Below are 16,410 nucleotides of genomic sequence, written 5' to 3'. Positions count from 1 at the left end.
AATATAGGTTTTACACTTACAAATATACTATCGAAGTACAATTTTACGTTTCATGCATTACTAAAACCGGTACAGAAACTTCTTTGGCTATTTTTTTAGTAAAACTAGAATCGAAAAGTCCTTCAAAAAATGATCGTTTGTGTGTTATGGTTGTAAGTACATCTATGTCTTTATACAATATAAAATCAAGAATAGTTTCTTTTACTTCATCGCTTGGCAATACCAAAAACTCAATGTTTTCGTGTGCAAATTCTTTTTCCCATTCTTTGATGGTTACATCAGACACGTCTGAACTTGACGTTTTAACATAAAGACTTTTTACTTTTGCGTTTGTTTTTTTTGCGATATCCAGTACTTTTCTCAATTCGGCTTTGTCTTTTTCGCGATAACGGGTTGTGAAACCAATGGTTTTTATTTTCTTGAATTTTGTATCGGCAGGAATACATAAAACAGGAACTTTTATTTCTGAAATCACTGCACTCGTGTTTGATCCCAGGAAAAATTTAGTCCAGTCTGTAACTCCTGAAGAACCCATAATTACAAAATCGACATTATCTTCTTCGACTGCATTTCTTAGATTATAAATCAAATCTCCGTCCATCAAACGGTGTTTTATTACAATATCGCCTAAATTGCGTTCTTCTGCGATGGCTCTCAATTTTGGAATTTCATCTTTAAACACTTCAAATTTAGCCAATTCTATAGAGCTGTAGATTGCCGCATAGTTTTCCGGGAAAAACTGGCTATCGTATACAGGGATTTCAAACGTATGTAACAAAATAAGTTCGGCATTGACGAGTTTTGCAAATTCTAAAGCATGCACAAATGCATTTGTTGCACAGTCGGAAAAATCGGTGGGGAATAATATTTTTTTCATTTTGTTTGTGATTTAGAAGTTGTTCTCTCAAATTTAGTCATTCTAAAATCAAATTAGTCTGACAATTATCAGTATTTTAACATTTAATTTTATCTTATCAGATGTTTTTCAAATGACGAAAAGAAGCTGCTTTCGGGATGGGTTTGGAAGCAAAACTTTATAGCTTTTTTTATACCTTTGCGCCATGATAAATCAAGATTCTATAGTTGCATTAGCGACTCCGTCCGGAGCAGGGGCTATTGCTATAATTCGAATTTCGGGCTCTGAAGCGATTGCGATCGGAAATTCGGTTTTTAAATCCATCAAAAACAAAGACTTAACCAAGCAAAAAACACATACTTTGCATTTGGGTCATATTGTCGACGATTCGAAAACACTTGACGAGGTATTGGTTTCTGTTTTTAAAGGGCCAAATTCTTATACGGGAGAAAATACCATCGAAATTTCGTGTCACGGCTCTACTTATATTCAGCAGCAAATTATTCAGTTATTGTTGCGAAAAGGCTGTCGTATGGCTGATGCTGGTGAATTTACGTTAAGGGCTTTCCTGAACGGAAAACTTGATTTATCGCAAGCAGAAGCTGTCGCGGATTTGATTTCATCAGATAATGAAGCTTCGCACCAAATTGCCATGCAGCAAATGCGTGGTGGTTTTAGTAATGAAATTGCCAAATTACGTGAAGAACTTTTAAACTTTGCTTCTTTGATAGAACTGGAATTGGATTTTGCTGAAGAAGATGTAGAATTTGCCGACAGAACTCAATTTCATGAATTATTAAACAGAATCGAATTTGTCTTAAAACGTCTGATTGATTCATTTGCGGTTGGAAACGTTATTAAAAACGGAATTCCAGTGGCGATTGTTGGTGAGCCAAATGTAGGTAAATCGACTTTACTGAATGCTTTATTGAATGAGGAACGTGCTATTGTTTCTGATATTGCCGGAACAACGCGTGATACTATCGAGGATGAATTGGTTATTGGCGGAATTGGTTTTAGATTTATCGATACGGCCGGAATTCGTGAAACTAAAGATGTTGTAGAAAGCATTGGAATTAAAAAAACTTTCGAAAAAATTGAACAGGCACAGGTTGTGATTTATTTGTTTGATGGTTTGAAGTTTCAGGTTTCAAGCTCTGAGTTTGTTTCTGAAATTGAACAAATCAAAAATAAATATCCGCTAAAACCTTTGGTAATTGTAGTAAATAAAAAAGATATATTGTCTGCTGACGAAGTGGCAAACATCACGAATAAGCTTGAAAATCTGAATGCAAAATTACTATTGATTTCGGCTAAAGAGAAAATTGGTGTTGAAGATTTAAAGAATGAATTGCTTTCTTTTGTCAATACCGGTGCGCTCCGAAATAACGAAACAATTGTTACGAATACAAGACATTACGATTCTTTACTAAAAGCTTTGGATGAAATACAAAAAGTAAAATTTGGACTTGAAACAAATCTTTCAAGCGACCTGATTGCGCTTGATATTCGCGAAGCTTTGTATCAATTTGGGTTGATTACAGGTCAGGTTTCTAACGATGAATTGTTGGGGAATATTTTTGCTAATTTCTGCATCGGGAAATAGTAGAATAGAACAATAAAAAAAAACGAGTTGAAATATTGTTTATTAATATTTCAACTCGTTTTTTTATTTGAACATCCTTATTTTAAATCTCCAAACTCCAGATACAACTGCTTTAATAATATCATTGGATACTTTGTTTTATTAAGCGATATTTCTATTTCGTTTCCACTGACTCCAAGAACTGAATTTTCGGTTGAATCAGTATCAATAACTACATTATTCTTTCCTTTAATTATACTGTCAAATGGTGCCTTCACTTCTATGATCTGATCAAAATCTGGTTTATTCGTTAGTAAATGAGCCATAAACTGTTCTTTATCATTTCCGAATAAGATAAAACTGTTCGTGGCAGAACGTTTTTCATCACTTTTAAATTTGTTGTAAAACAAAACTTCTTTGATTACGACTTTAATTTTTGAAGCTATTTTTTTTCCGCCTCTTTCAAAATGACCACGATACAAATCAACCATAAATGAATTTCCTTTTGCAATCATTTGAGGTAAAACAAAAGTTTCAGGCTCAATTGTATAAGTTGCATATTCAGTATTGCTTTTCTGCTCTTCGATAAATAAGCCCTTCTCTTCCTCAGTTAGTTCAAGTTCTAAAATTATCTGATAATTGTGCGGACTATGAAACATCGGGAGATGATAAGCGTAAATTTTATTTTTTCCAAAGATCAACATTCCATGAGTGGAAGCCTTGTCAGTAGTCTGGATAACATGCTTTTCCTGTGAATTTGATACCATTGGAAACAAGAGAAACAACAAAAGAAGCTGAAGAAATTTCATCGATTTTGATTTTTTTTTGAGAAGGTAATAAATCTCATTAAATAGTATTAATCGAAATATACTCAGAAAACAAGACTTAAAAATATCCTGTTTTCTGAGTATATAATTTCTATTCTAAAAGATAACTATACTATTTTATACGTTTGAATTTTGTAAACTCAATGGGTAAAAATGCGGCAAAACTTCTTGCCCAATCAATTTTAAAGCTTCATCCACAGGAACTTCTGATTTTCTTAAATGAAGCGCCATGTGGTTTACTCCTGCCAGTTCATACAATCGCATCAATTGTGTTAATCCATTAATACCGACAGAACCTCCAAAACGATGTGGTGTAAAAGGAGCATCAGCATCTTTTAAAAGATTTAAATGAAAAGCCGATATATACGGTTTTGATGCCTGATTGTTATCATAAAGTGCATTTTTCCATTCTCTTACCAAAACTTCAGTATCTTTTACATCCCTCGGATAATTGAACCAGCCCTGCATGTTTTGAGCAATCCAGTCCATACTTTGTTTTGCCCTTCCGGCTAAAATCCACGGAATCTCATTTTTAGGTTTTGGATAAACCTGAATTTCATTAGATAAGCCTTCATAATATTGATTCAGCTCACTTTGCTCTTTCCAGGCTTCTTTAATTATTTCATGATTTAATACAAATCGCTGCGCTCTGGTTTCAAAATCAAATCCAAACAAAGGAAATTCTACAGGGCGGTCGCCTAAACCAACACCAAAAAGATAACGGCTTTCAGATAAATTTTCGATAGTAGCAATCGCTTTTGCCAATTGCAGCGGATCATGTAAAGGCAGTACAACCGCCGCAGTTCCAATGGCAATAGAATCTGTAATGGCGGCCACATATCCCAGATACGACAAGGTGTCAAAAATTTGAGCGCCGTCGCCAAAACCCGGATCATATACTGGAACTTCCCTCATCCATAAAGCAGCAAAACCAAGTTTATCAGCCAATTTAATAAGTTCTGTGTGTTTACTTATATCAGGAATTCCAAAAGGACGTCTTTGTTTTTTTCTTTTTTTCTCTCCTTCAAGAGACCAGTCGTTGTCTAATGGAAATTCGAGTCCAAGAGTCATTCGGCCGGGTATATGTATTTTACAAATTGTTTTCATTTTAAAATTAAATTAACGGTTAACAAATTGCTGGTTATTTAATTATTTGCTGTTCTTTTTACCTGATAATTTTGAGCTTAATAAAGTTGCACCAATAGCAAGTACTACAAACAAAGCACCAACCCAGGGAGTAGATTCAAGTCCTAAAGTAGATTCTACTACTAATCCGCCTACATAAGCCCCAATGGCAATTCCCACATTAAAAGCAGCAATGTTAAAAGCAGATGCTACATCTTCGGTTCCCGGCAGATAACGTTCTGCTAATTGAACCACATACAATTGTAATCCCGGAACATTTGAAAATGATAAAGCTCCCATGATAAACAAAGTAATAATTCCAAAAAGAGAATCATTTGCCGTGAATGTAAAAACTAATAAGGCAATGGCTTGTAAAACAAACATCCATAATAATGCTTTCAGCGGATTTTTATTAGCTGCTTTTCCTCCAATAAGATTCCCGAAAGCGATTGCTATTCCGTATACTACAAGAACTACATTCACCATTGATTCAGAAAGTCCCATGATTTTTTGAAGTATCGGAGACAAATAAGTAAAGGCAACAAAAGTTCCTCCGTAACCCAGAGTAGTCATCAAAAATGCCAAAAGTAATCGGCCGTTAGCTATTACTTTAAACTGGTCTTTTATGGCGATTGTTTTTTCATTTTCGATATTCTTTGGCAATAAAATCCAACCTGAAATCAAGCCGATCAATCCCAATACAGCAACCCCAATAAAAGTAGCACGCCATCCAAATTCCTGCCCAATAAAGGTTCCAAAAGGTACTCCGGTAACAATAGCAACAGTTAAACCTGTAAACATGATAGAAATTGCCGATGCTCTTTTATCAGGCGGTACTAATGAAGCGGCAATCGTAGAGCCTATCGAAAAGAAAACTCCATGAGCCAATCCTGTGATGATTCTTGCCATAACCAATGTATAGAAACCAGGCGCTATTGAAGCAAGACCGTTTCCTATGATAAATACAATCATTAACCAGATCAGTAATTTTTTTCTTGGAATACTTCCTGTTAAAGCTGTTAATATGGGCGCTCCAATGGCAACACCAATGGCATATAAACTCACCAGCAATCCTGCCGATGGAATACTAATATTTAAATCTGTGGCAACTGTTGGCAATAAACCCACAATAACAAACTCTGTGGTACCAATTCCAAATGCGCTTATTGTTAATGCCCATAGCGCTGCAGGCAGTCTTTTTCTTGTATTAACAGTTTGTTCTATAACTGCTGTTTCATTTGTTTTCATATCGTTGTTTCAAATAAAATTATAAATGATTTAGAAGGGAAAGATTTAAAAAAGTGAAGAGAAATAAGAGAATGTCCCGAAGGACATCCTCCTACCCAACAACCAATTTAATCAATCTTAATGTGCCCTATGCGGGAAAAAAAATTACCCGAGAATGTTATTATTTAATCCCGCTGGGTTATGAGTTTCAATTCCAGCTATAGATGAGGAATGTTTCCCGGAATTACTTCCAGAGCTATTGACATTCTTTCTAATTTATTTTGTGCATTATTTCCAGCACCTAAAAAAGCGGTAACTGTCTGCATAAAATAGTGGATCGTTTTCATCATTGCATTGTTTAAAATTAACAGTACAAAGTTCTAACGATAACACCAGATATGCGAGGATGAACATCACACATTTGAAGTGATGTAGATCACACTTTTACCCCTTAAAGCGGCTGAGAGTTTCGCGGGTAACACCTAAATAAGAAGCTAAAAGCTTTTTAGGAACACGCTGAATTAGTAAAGGAAGTTTTTTGATGAGATTATTATAACGTTCTTCGGCTGTTTGAGTCAGTAAAGACATAATGCGCTGCTGTAGGGCGATATAACCATAATGCGATTTAATTCTGAAGAAATTAGTCATTTTAGGAATTTCACTGCACAACTTTTCCCTGTTTTCTAAACGAAGACAAAAAAATTCTGAATCCTCAAGACAATCAATAAACAAAGTAGCCGGAACCTGATTCTGAAAAGCATGAAAATCGCTTGTCCAGTATTGTTCCATTGCAAACTGCAGAATATGTTCCTTACCTTCATTATCAATAGCGTATGTTTTCAATAAGCCGCTTATAATCCAGTATTCAGAAGGAACAAGTTCATCTTTTTGAACTAAAAACTGATGCTTTCTTAATTTCTTATAAGTAAAACAAGCAGCGATAGTTTCCCATTCTTCATCAGTTAATGGACTTATTTCCTCTATATGTTTTCTTAATTGTAAATAATGGTTTTCCATAAACTGCAAATTCTTTTAGAACTACCTGATTTAATCCTTACGAAAGTAACAAAAAACTTTTTACCTATGATGAAACAAAACTCACACACTTGGTGTGAGTTTTGAAAAACCGGTTACTGCCCTCCTCCCAAAGCTCTGTAAAACTCTATATAAGCCAAAGCTTCCTGCCTTTTTAAACTGGATAAATTCAGTTCGTTTTCTATCAAGTTTTGCTCTACCAGAATTACTTCTAAATAATTGGCCTGTCCGTTTGTAAACAAAAGACCGGCATTGTTTATCGCTGTTTGAAGTAAGTCATTTTTTGATGTCGTAATCGTAATTTTCTCTTTTAGTTTTTCGACTTTAACCATCGCATCCGAAACTTCTTTTGTGGCTTGCAAAACTGTTTTTCTAAATTCCTCAGTCTTTTGCTCGTAGGCAATTTTACTCACATTAAAAGCCGTTTTTAATTTTCGCTTATTAAAAATAGGTTCGGTAAGCCCGCCTGCTAAAGTTCCAAATAAAGAACCCGGAATGTTTAACCAATTTGAGGATTGAAATGAATTGAGACCGCCCGAAGCTGTTATATTCAAGGCCGGATATAAACCAGCCTGAGCGACACCTATTCGCGCAGAAGCCGCTCGCAGTTCAAATTCTTTCTGGCGCACGTCTGGACGATTCGACATCAATGAGGCCGGAACTCCGGAAGTTAATTGTTGCGGAGCGATAAAATTGGCTTTGATTTCGGATAATGCAATCTTATCTGGATTATTTCCCATTAAAACATTTAAAGCATTTTCCTGAATGAATTTTTCCTGTTCTAAATCAGGAATAATAGCTTGTGTCGATTTGTACTGAACTTCGGCTTGCTGTAACGCCAGTGCAGTCGCTTCGCCGTTTTCAAACTGAACACGGATTAGTTTAACCGTATTATCGCTTAAAGCTAAATTTTTACGAGCTATTGCCAATTGTTCGTCCAGCATTAATAAAGTATAATAAGACGAAGCTGCCGATGCAATCAATCTGGTCTGCAAAACTTTTCTGACTTCAAGACTTTGCAGCCATTCGTTCAGCATTGCTTTTTTCTGGTTTTTTACTTTTCCCCAAATATCAATTTCCCAGCTTAAACCCGCATTCAGCGTATAATCTTCTATTCTTTTTGTTCCGATGGTATTGCTTAAATTAAAGCCGTTAACACCGTTTAAACTATTATCAGAATAATAATTTCGGGAAGTTCCAATTCCTGCGGAAACTGATGGAAGCCAGGCCGTTTTTGACTCTTTCAGATATTCATCATTAATCTGAATTGTATTCAGCGCCATTTTCATATCATAATTGCGCTGCAAAACATTGTCTATAATATTTTGCAAAGCAGGATCTGTAAAAAAGCTTTTCCATGGCAGTAAAGTACTGTCCTTACTTTGCTGCAAGGCATTATTCCCTCTAAATTCCTGAGGCATTGCAACGGTTGGACGCACATAATCTTTCCCAATCTGACAGCTGGAAAACATGGCCAGAATAAGTATATAATATAGTATTTTCGTCATTTTAATGATTGGATTGAATTAAATGTTGATCTGTTACAGGTGTGATTTTTAAACCAAAAAAACGTTCGTGTAAAGATTGGAATACGATAAATAAAACCGGTATGATAAAAATTCCCAATACCACGCCAAAGAACATTCCTCCTATCGTTCCCGATGCAATAGAACGGTTTCCCTGCTCTGTAGCACCACCGGCAAAAAGCAACGGCAGTAATCCCGCAATAAAAGCAAAAGAAGTCATTAAGATTGGTCGCAATCGCAATGCCGAAGCCTGCAGCGCAGCCTCTACCAAAGATTTTCCTTTATGTCTCATTTGAACCGCAAACTCCACGATAAGAATGGCATTCTTGGCCAAAAGACCAATAAGCATAATCATACCAATTTGTACATAAATATTATTGGTAACGCCTATTAAATTGATAAAAACAAAGACACCAAATATTCCCGTTGGCAGAGACAAAATTACGGCCAGCGGTAAAAGATAACTTTCGTATTGAGCTGATAATAAGAAATACACAAACAAGATACAGATTCCGAATATAAAAATGGTTTGGTTTCCGGCCTGCTGTTCTTCCCTTGCCATTCCGGTATATTCATGGGAATAACCTAACGGAAGCGTCTCGGCAACCTCATTTATTGCTTTCATGGCATCTCCGGTTGAATACCCTTTTTTAGCCTGAACATTCAAATTAATAGAAGTTGACTGGTTTAAATGGGTAACCACTTCGGGACCAAAAACGCGTTTTAACTGCACTACCGATTTTAGCGGCACCATTTTACCATGATCATTTTTAGAATATACTTCGTTCAATGCATTTTCATCTACTCTAAAAGGCGCTTCGGCTTGTACTACTACACGATAATATTTCCCAAATCGGTTAAAATCAGAAGAATAAATACTTCCAAAATAAGCCTGCATGGTTTCTAAAATTGTACTAACATCAAGTCCCAGTTGTTTTGCTTTAACCGCATCAACATCGAGCATGTATTGAGGAAATTTTGCATTAAACGATGTAAAAGCTGCTGCAATTTCTTTTCTCTCTTTCAGCGATTTTATAAACTCATCATTTACCTGAGCCAGTTTATCGATCGAACCTCCGGCATTGTCTTTTAAAACAACATCTAAGGCATCAACATTTCCAAATCCCGGAACGGTTGGCATCGAATACGTAAACGAAGATCCTTCGGGCAAACCATCAAATACGGTTTTAATAGAATCCATAATTTTATTGATGTCTTTAACTTTTCCTCGATCTTCGGGCTGTTTTAAAATGGTATACGAAGCGGCGTAAGATGGCGAAACTGTATTAGCCAAGAGATTACTTCCGTTAACAATCGCATTAAAATATACCCCTTCAAACTTACTCAGCTTTTTGCTTGCCTCAGTAGTTACTGTTTTTGTACGTTCCAAAGAAGTTCCCGGAGGCATGCTTAAAGCGGTCATTACAAAACTTTGGTCTTCTGTAGGGATAAAGGCCTGCGGTGTGTTGCGTGCCAATACTACCGTTAAAATGGTAACCAAAATCAATCCGCCCAAAGCCAGCCATTTTCTTTTAATTAGAAAAAGAACAGCATTTGTATATCTTTTTGTAGCCGCATGAAAACCAGTATTAAAGAGTTCATAGAATCTTTGTAAGCCTTTCTTATGTTTATCTTCATACAATTCAGCATGTTTGTTTTTAAGTAAAACAGCACATAAAGCAGGACTTAAGGTTAAGGCATTTACTGCTGAAATTACAATAGCAATAGCAAGTGTAAAAGCAAACTGTCTGTAAAACACACCAACCGGACCTTCGATTAAACCAATAGGTAAAAATACCGCCGACATTACCAAAGTAATTGATAAAATGGCTCCGGTAATTTCGCCCATAGCGCTGATTGTCGCTTTTTTGGCATCGGTAGAATGATGTTCTAATTTATGATGAACGGCCTCGACGACGACAATCGCATCATCGACCACTACTCCAATGGCCAGAACGAGCGCAAAAAGTGTCAGCAAATTAATGGTGATACCAAAAACTCCCATAAAAAAGAAGGTACCAATAATCGCCACTGGTACTGATATGGCCGGAATAAGCGTAGAACGAAAATCCTGAAGAAAAATAAAAACGACAATAAATACCAGTATAAAAGCTTCAACCAAGGTATGTTCAACCTGATTGATAGAAGCGTCCAAAAAGCGTTTTGTACTATAAGTGGTTCTGTAACTAATTCCTTTTGGGAAACTCTTTTTGGCTTCTTCCATAAATTTCAGAATCTCAATCTGAATATCATTGGCATTAGAACCCGGAGTCTGGAAAATTGCAACTCCAATTCCCGGATGACCATCCAGCGTTTGTGCCGATGCATACACATGATCCAGCGATCCTAATTCTATTTTGGCAACATCTTTTAAACGCAGCACAGAACCATCCGGATTTGCCCTGATTACAATATCTTCATAATCCGGTTCTTTATTTAGTTTTCCTTTGTATTTAATCGTGTATTCAAAAGCCGTTGCGCTTCCTTCTCCAAATTTACCCGGAGCTGCTTCAATATTTTGATGGTCAATGGCTTTCATGACTTCCTGTGCTGTCATTTGATAGCTTGCCAATTTTCCCGGATTCAGCCAGACACGCATGGCGTAATCCTTGCTTCCAAATACCTGCGCTTTTCCAACTCCCTGAATACGCTGGATTCCTGGAACAATATTAATAAGATCGTAATTGTTCAGGAAAGCCGAATCGTAATTAGGATTGGTGCTTTCGAGATCAATAATCATGATCATACTATTGTTTTGTTTGGAAGTATTAATACCCGTTTTTACGACTTCCTGAGGCAGTTGATTTGTAGCCTGCGAAACCCTGTTTTGCACGTTAATTGCCGCCTGATCCGGATTGGTTCCCAGTTTAAAATAAACAGTAATCGTTAATGTACCATCGTTTGAGGAAGACGATGTCATGTAGATCATATTTTCTACTCCGTTAATTACCTGTTCTAACGGCGTGGCTACAGAACGGGCAACGGCTTCGGCACTTGCTCCGGGGTAACGTGCGGTTACCACTACAGAGGGCGGTGCAATTTCCGGAAAGGTTTCCATAGGCAATTTTTCCAGAGCCAAAAAGCCTAAAATTACCAATATAAGTGAGATGACAGTAGCCGTGACGGGTCTGTCGATTATTTTCTTTAACATAATTTAAAAGGCTAGATTATTATTTTGAAACTTTTACCTGTATGCCTTCATGCAAGCGTTCAAGTCCTTTTGATACCAATATATCTCCAGGTTTTAATCCTTCGGAAATGATATAATTTAAAGCTGTTTTTTGTCCAATTTTTAAGGATACGCTTTTCAGTTTGTTGTTTTTTTCGACCACATAAGCCATGACTTTATTTTGTAATTCGTAAGTAGCTGACTGTGGAATCTGAATTACATTTTTGTTGTATTGTGACATGATAATCTTACCGGTATTTCCGGAACGCAAAAGTCCTCCGCTATTAGGAAATGAAGCTCTAAACGTAATAGATCCGGTAGATTTATCAAATTGTCCCTGAACAATATCGACTTTGCCTTGTTCCTCATAAACTGAATTATCAGGAAGCATTAAACGAACAGAAGGAATTCTTTTGATTTTTTCTTCTATGGTTTTTCCGGGATATTGTTGTTTAAACTGCAAAAAAGCTTCTTCACTCATCGAGAAATAAGCATACATCGTATTGATGTCTGAAACGACAGATAAGGGTTCCGGTTCGTTATGCCCCACAAGACTCCCAACTCTATAAGGCAGTTTGCCTACATAACCGTTTACAGGAGCTTTTATGAGCGTAAATCCTTTGCTTATAGCCGCACTTTTCTTTGCAGCTTCTGCTTGTCGAACAGCAGAATTTGCTGCGCTGAGTTCGGCTTGGGCATTTTTAAGCTGTACATCCGAAACTACTTTTCCGTCAACCAGTTTTTGTATTCTTGTGGCTTCAATTCTGGCTTTTTCTCTGTTAGCCAATGCAGTTTGCAAAGACGCTGTTGACTGGTTTAGCTTTTCGCTGTAAGGCGTATCGTTAATAAGAAATAACGATTGTCCTTTTCGTACATAAGCTCCTTCGTCTACAAATATTTTTTCGAGATATCCTTCTGCCTGAGGTCTTATTTCGATATTGCTGATTCCTTCAAGCATACCCGAAAATTCTAATTCTGTTGTAACCGATGTGGTATCAACTGTAACGGTTGACACTAAAGGCGTTACTGTTTTTTCTTTTTCTGCTTTGGATGAACATCCTTGTAAAACCAATAAGCAATAACCGACCATCGACGTTCGGAATATAGTACTAAGCAATGCTTTTAAATGTTGCTGCATGACAATAAATAATTTTTAATGGATTAATAATGAATTGGATGGAAATTTCAATGTTGTTGTTTTTAATTGAAGTTTCTCAAATTGCATGCAAAGGTGTATCGGAATTAATTATAAAGGAAATAGCATAATTTATAGATATCTATAAATCAATTTATACTTAATATTATAAGGAAAATAAAAAACAAGTAACTTTGCACCATGGTAGACATGGAATGGTACAGAACGTTTAAAACGATTTATCAGGTAGGTACGCTTACTGGCGCGGCACAGGAACTGCTTATTTCGCAGCCCAATGTGAGTCAGCATTTATCAGCACTTGAAGCTCATGTAGGCAAGCAGTTATTCGAGCGTAAACCACGCCGAATGGTGCCAACAGATTATGGCAAATTATTTTATACTCAAGTAATTGATGCTATTGAGAAATTAGAATACATTGAAGCCGAATTTAGATATACACGTTCTTCGAATATTCCGCTGACTTGTATTGGCACCTCTAAAGAGTTTTTCTACAGCATTCTGGCTTCAAACATAAGTCAGGCTCCTGCTAATCTTGTATTTGAATTTTGTCCTACCAAAGAATTAATGCAAAAATTGAACTCAGGAAAATTATATTTTGTCATTACTTCAAGCCGTAATGACGAAAAAGATATTGTTTACGAACCCATTCGTACTGCCAATTTACTTCTTGTTGGCAATAAGGAATTCGATACAACCGAATTTGATCTTTTTATAACCAATTCTGAATTTGATAAAGCCGAGAAATGGCTTTGCGATAAAGATTGGTACGCTTACAGCAGTGATCTGGCCATTATTAGAAGATTTTGGTTAGAAAATTTTAAAAAACGCCCCACTATAAAACCCCGATTTGTTATTCCTGATTATAATTCGATTCTAAAAGGAATTCGTTTTGGTTCGGGCATTACCATTGCATCAGATTATTTAGTGCAGGATGATATTAATCAACATCATATTAAAGAAATCTGGAAAGGCCATCACCCTACTCAAAACACGATTTATCTTGCCTACAATAAAAATAATGTGACTACAGATCAAATCGAAATGGTTAAAAAATTACTTCGATAAAAGAAACCATTATTAAATAAAATAAAGAATCCCCGTTAGCCGAAAGACAATCAAGACCGGCGCAATCTCAAATAATTTTTACATATCTTTGATTCAACTATTGGATTAATGTGTTTTTGAAAATAAAACTTCATTATATGCTCAACTGTTCATTTCCGCATCGTAAAATAAATGACTATACAAGATTTAATTGGCAATTACTCCATTTCCGGAAGCAATCAGGACGAAAGTAATCAGGTAACATACAAAGGTATTTTGAGCTTATCGCTTGACGAAAACAATCGGATTATTGCTCAATGGCTTATTAATAATACTCAGCAACAAAAAGGTCACGGTTTCTTTAAAGACAATATTCTGGTCATAAACTTTAGCTATAAAGGAGACGAGAATAAAACCTACAAAGGAGTTGCTGTTTATAAATGCATCACTGCAGATGTATTGGAAGGTTTTTGGTCAGAAAAACACGGAGATCCGCTCTATTTAGGAACGGAACATTGTTTACGTTTGAAAACTAAAAACTTAAATTAAACTGTATTTATACCATTTCTTAAAAGCAAAGAAATCCTGAAACTCTTTGCTAAGCGTTTACTCTGGCTCAAAAAGTTAGTTATAAGTTTTAGTACTTTTCAATGAAACTAAAATGGTATTAAAGAAAGATATCAATTTACGCCTTTAAGTAAAATTAAAAGTCTTTTTTTCAATATATTAGCCAGAATTATTATTCTCTATAAAATCTTGTGAATTAAAGAAGGTGAAATAAAAGAGTACTTATTTAACCTTTTTAATAACTGGCATAAAGTAATTTAGCGCACATGAAACTAAAAACTATGACAATAAAATATTTAGCAGCATTTTTAATTTTTGCCTTGGTTGGATGCAAAAGTAAACAACAAAGTAATACACAAAATATTGAAAATGCGATTACAAAAAATGCTCATCAGTTATTAGAAGATAAAAGATTTCATTCTGTTTCCATATCAGTTTTTAAAGATGGAAAATCCACAATAAAACATTTTGGAGAATTATCTATCGGAAAAGGAAACACTCCAAACGATTCTACACTTTATGAATTAGCTTCTGTAACTAAAACTTTTACAGGTTATGTAGCTGCTAAAGCTGTACTTGATAAAAAAATAAATCTCGATGATGATATTAGAATTTATCTTAACGAACCATATCCTAATCTAGAATTCAAAGGCGAACCTATAAGAATCAAACATCTTCTCACGCATACAAGCGGCTTTCCTAATTTCCCTATAAAAAGCGAAAATAAAACGGCTTTTTTTGACGGATTGAAACTAATCAAAATAGAAACAGTACCTGGAGAAACATACGCCTACTCCAACACAGCTCCGGAATTAACCGCTTATATACTTGAAAAAGTGTATCAAAAACCTTATGAAGAATTGGTGACTGAATTTGTTTTGAAACCAAACAAAATGAACGAAACCAAATTTACATTAAATGATAATGAAAAACTGAGATTGGTAAAAGGTTACAACGATAAAAACGAGTTAATGCCCAACTTCAACAGGACTTTATGGGGAGGAATTTCAGGATTGCATTCTACTCCTGCAGATTTGGTAAAATATATGAAATTGCAACTTGACGAGTCCAATCGTATTGTAAAAGAATCTCATAAAAAATTATATAAAGAAGGTACTGATTTTTGGGAAGGTTATCATTGGTACATCTTAGAAAATGGTAATGAATTAATTTACAGACATCACGGAGGTATCTACGGAATGCAGAATTGGTTTGTAATTTATCCTAAACAAAATATGGGAATCTCTATATTGACAAATACCAGTTTTAATGAAACCGGAGAGATTTTAGAAAAAGTAGTGGATCAATTGTATGCCGATATAAATCAATAACTAAAAAATAAAAAATACATAGCAATCGGAACGAAATTTTCAGTCAAAAATCAATGTCGCTTTTATTTAAGATCGCGGTTTAGGCAAGTTTCTGTCGTACATTATGATCGTTCCGGCAACAGCCACATTCAGACTTTTCACTGATTTAAATTTTACTAAATTATGGCATTTATCCATTACTTTTCTGGATAAGCCATGATCTTCTGCGCCTAATAAATACACGCAACGTCTTGGATGTTCGAACGTCTCTAAGTCTGAGGCTTTTTCATCTAATTCAACACCAACTAATCTTGCTCCTTTAGGCAAATTCTCGAAAAAAGCTTCGAAAGTATCATAATGAAAATATGGAATTGCTTTTACAGCATCGTGCGTATCAGAGGCTTGTTTCGCATATCGATTGCCTATGGTAAATATAAAAGTAGCGCCTAAATTTTGAGCTGATCTCCACAATACGCCCAAATTTTCAGGTGTTTTACCATTTTGGATCCCTATCCCGAAATATTCATTTATAAAATTATCATTCATAAGCGCAAAAGTACAAACTGAAAGCAAATAAATCAATTTTTATTACAGCGAAAGGATGAATCTTCTATTGACCTGCTTTTAGTTGTTTCGCGAAAGTCTCTCCTGTTTTGACTCTTTTAAGCATTTTTTGTGGTTAACAATTACTGCTTTTTGAAATGAATAAAAATGAAATTGCAAACAAAACTTTTTTGCTGATTATTATAAATTTTAATCTCCTGTAATTTAAAATAAAATGTTAATTCGGGATGTTTTTCAATCATTTTTATGGTAAAAAATGAACAAATAAAGAGGGTTTTTCTTTCCAAAAACACTCATATTGATGTATAGTATTACAAAAATATTATGTTAAATTATTCTTAAAAATTTAAATACATAAATTTTATAGTTAAAATTTAAAACACTAATAATCAACATAAAATACAGCATCACATTATTTA

Annotated in this window: 14 protein-coding genes; 4 read left to right on the top strand and 10 right to left on the bottom strand. The window is 35.2% G+C overall.

All coding sequences use genetic code 11. The annotated features are described in order from the left end of the window. Nucleotides 1-43: 43 nt before the first annotated feature. Nucleotides 44-877: a universal stress protein gene (locus FLACOL7796_RS16415; protein WP_173971813.1), complete on the bottom strand. Its 834-nt coding sequence runs from the start codon at nucleotides 875-877 to the stop codon at nucleotides 44-46. Between the two features lie 184 nt (nucleotides 878-1,061). Here FLACOL7796_RS16415 and mnmE point away from each other — a divergent pair, with 184 nt between their 5' ends. Further along, nucleotides 1,062-2,462, top strand: a complete 1,401-nt coding sequence (gene mnmE / locus FLACOL7796_RS16410; RefSeq protein WP_173971812.1) for a tRNA uridine-5-carboxymethylaminomethyl(34) synthesis GTPase MnmE — start codon at nucleotides 1,062-1,064, stop codon at nucleotides 2,460-2,462. Nucleotides 2,463-2,539: 77 nt separating this feature from the next. On the opposite strand, the gene FLACOL7796_RS16405 is transcribed toward mnmE, so the two are convergent. From FLACOL7796_RS16405 to FLACOL7796_RS16375, 8 genes are all read right to left on the bottom strand, one after another. Next, nucleotides 2,540-3,250 carry a hypothetical protein gene (locus FLACOL7796_RS16405; protein ID WP_173971811.1) on the bottom strand — a complete coding sequence of 237 codons (711 nt, stop codon included), beginning with the start codon at nucleotides 3,248-3,250 and terminating at the stop codon, nucleotides 2,540-2,542. 135 nt (nucleotides 3,251-3,385) lie between these two features. Then, on the bottom strand, nucleotides 3,386-4,375 hold the full coding sequence (locus FLACOL7796_RS16400) for a TIGR03571 family LLM class oxidoreductase (RefSeq protein WP_173971810.1): 990 nt from the start codon (nucleotides 4,373-4,375) through the stop codon (nucleotides 3,386-3,388). Between the two features lie 42 nt (nucleotides 4,376-4,417). Further along, nucleotides 4,418-5,641, bottom strand: coding sequence for an MFS transporter (locus FLACOL7796_RS16395; RefSeq protein WP_173971809.1), 1,224 nt, complete (start codon nucleotides 5,639-5,641; stop codon nucleotides 4,418-4,420). 197 nt (nucleotides 5,642-5,838) lie between these two features. Further along, nucleotides 5,839-5,967 carry a hypothetical protein gene (locus FLACOL7796_RS24815; RefSeq protein WP_262889168.1) on the bottom strand — a complete coding sequence of 43 codons (129 nt, stop codon included), beginning with the start codon at nucleotides 5,965-5,967 and terminating at the stop codon, nucleotides 5,839-5,841. Between the two features lie 97 nt (nucleotides 5,968-6,064). Continuing rightward, nucleotides 6,065-6,637 carry a Crp/Fnr family transcriptional regulator gene (locus FLACOL7796_RS16390; protein ID WP_173971808.1) on the bottom strand — a complete coding sequence of 191 codons (573 nt, stop codon included), beginning with the start codon at nucleotides 6,635-6,637 and terminating at the stop codon, nucleotides 6,065-6,067. Nucleotides 6,638-6,750: 113 nt separating this feature from the next. Continuing rightward, nucleotides 6,751-8,163, bottom strand: coding sequence for an efflux transporter outer membrane subunit (locus tag FLACOL7796_RS16385; RefSeq protein WP_173971807.1), 1,413 nt, complete (start codon nucleotides 8,161-8,163; stop codon nucleotides 6,751-6,753). A 1-nt stretch (nucleotide 8,164) separates the two neighbouring features. Beyond that, nucleotides 8,165-11,332 (bottom strand): efflux RND transporter permease subunit, encoded by a 3,168-nt coding sequence (locus FLACOL7796_RS16380; protein ID WP_173971806.1) that lies wholly within the window; start codon nucleotides 11,330-11,332, stop codon nucleotides 8,165-8,167. A gap of 19 nt (nucleotides 11,333-11,351) precedes the next feature. Continuing rightward, a complete protein-coding gene (locus FLACOL7796_RS16375; RefSeq protein ID WP_173971805.1) occupies nucleotides 11,352-12,488 on the bottom strand; it encodes an efflux RND transporter periplasmic adaptor subunit in 1,137 nt (378 codons plus the stop codon). Between the two features lie 198 nt (nucleotides 12,489-12,686). Here FLACOL7796_RS16375 and FLACOL7796_RS16370 point away from each other — a divergent pair, with 198 nt between their 5' ends. The 3 genes from FLACOL7796_RS16370 (at nucleotide 12,687) to FLACOL7796_RS16360 (ending at nucleotide 15,448) form a co-directional block, all read left to right on the top strand. Then, complete coding sequence (locus tag FLACOL7796_RS16370; RefSeq protein WP_173971804.1) at nucleotides 12,687-13,571, top strand: LysR family transcriptional regulator; 885 nt, start codon at nucleotides 12,687-12,689, stop codon at nucleotides 13,569-13,571. Nucleotides 13,572-13,742: 171 nt separating this feature from the next. Continuing rightward, the gene (locus FLACOL7796_RS16365) at nucleotides 13,743-14,099 is read left to right on the top strand and encodes a hypothetical protein (protein ID WP_173971803.1); all 357 of its coding nucleotides are present in this window, start codon (nucleotides 13,743-13,745) and stop codon (nucleotides 14,097-14,099) included. A 299-nt stretch (nucleotides 14,100-14,398) separates the two neighbouring features. Next, nucleotides 14,399-15,448: a serine hydrolase domain-containing protein gene (locus tag FLACOL7796_RS16360; protein WP_173971814.1), complete on the top strand. Its 1,050-nt coding sequence runs from the start codon at nucleotides 14,399-14,401 to the stop codon at nucleotides 15,446-15,448. A gap of 66 nt (nucleotides 15,449-15,514) precedes the next feature. On the opposite strand, the gene FLACOL7796_RS16355 is transcribed toward FLACOL7796_RS16360, so the two are convergent. After that, nucleotides 15,515-15,973 (bottom strand): RNA methyltransferase, encoded by a 459-nt coding sequence (locus tag FLACOL7796_RS16355; RefSeq protein ID WP_173971802.1) that lies wholly within the window; start codon nucleotides 15,971-15,973, stop codon nucleotides 15,515-15,517. Nucleotides 15,974-16,410: the final 437 nt, after the last annotated feature.

The sequence above is a fragment of the Flavobacterium bizetiae genome, from assembly GCF_902804475.1.
Classification (GTDB): Bacteria; Bacteroidota; Bacteroidia; order Flavobacteriales; family Flavobacteriaceae; genus Flavobacterium; species Flavobacterium bizetiae.
Note: the sequence above shows the minus strand (reverse complement) of the source record. Positions and strands in the feature narration are given on the sequence as shown.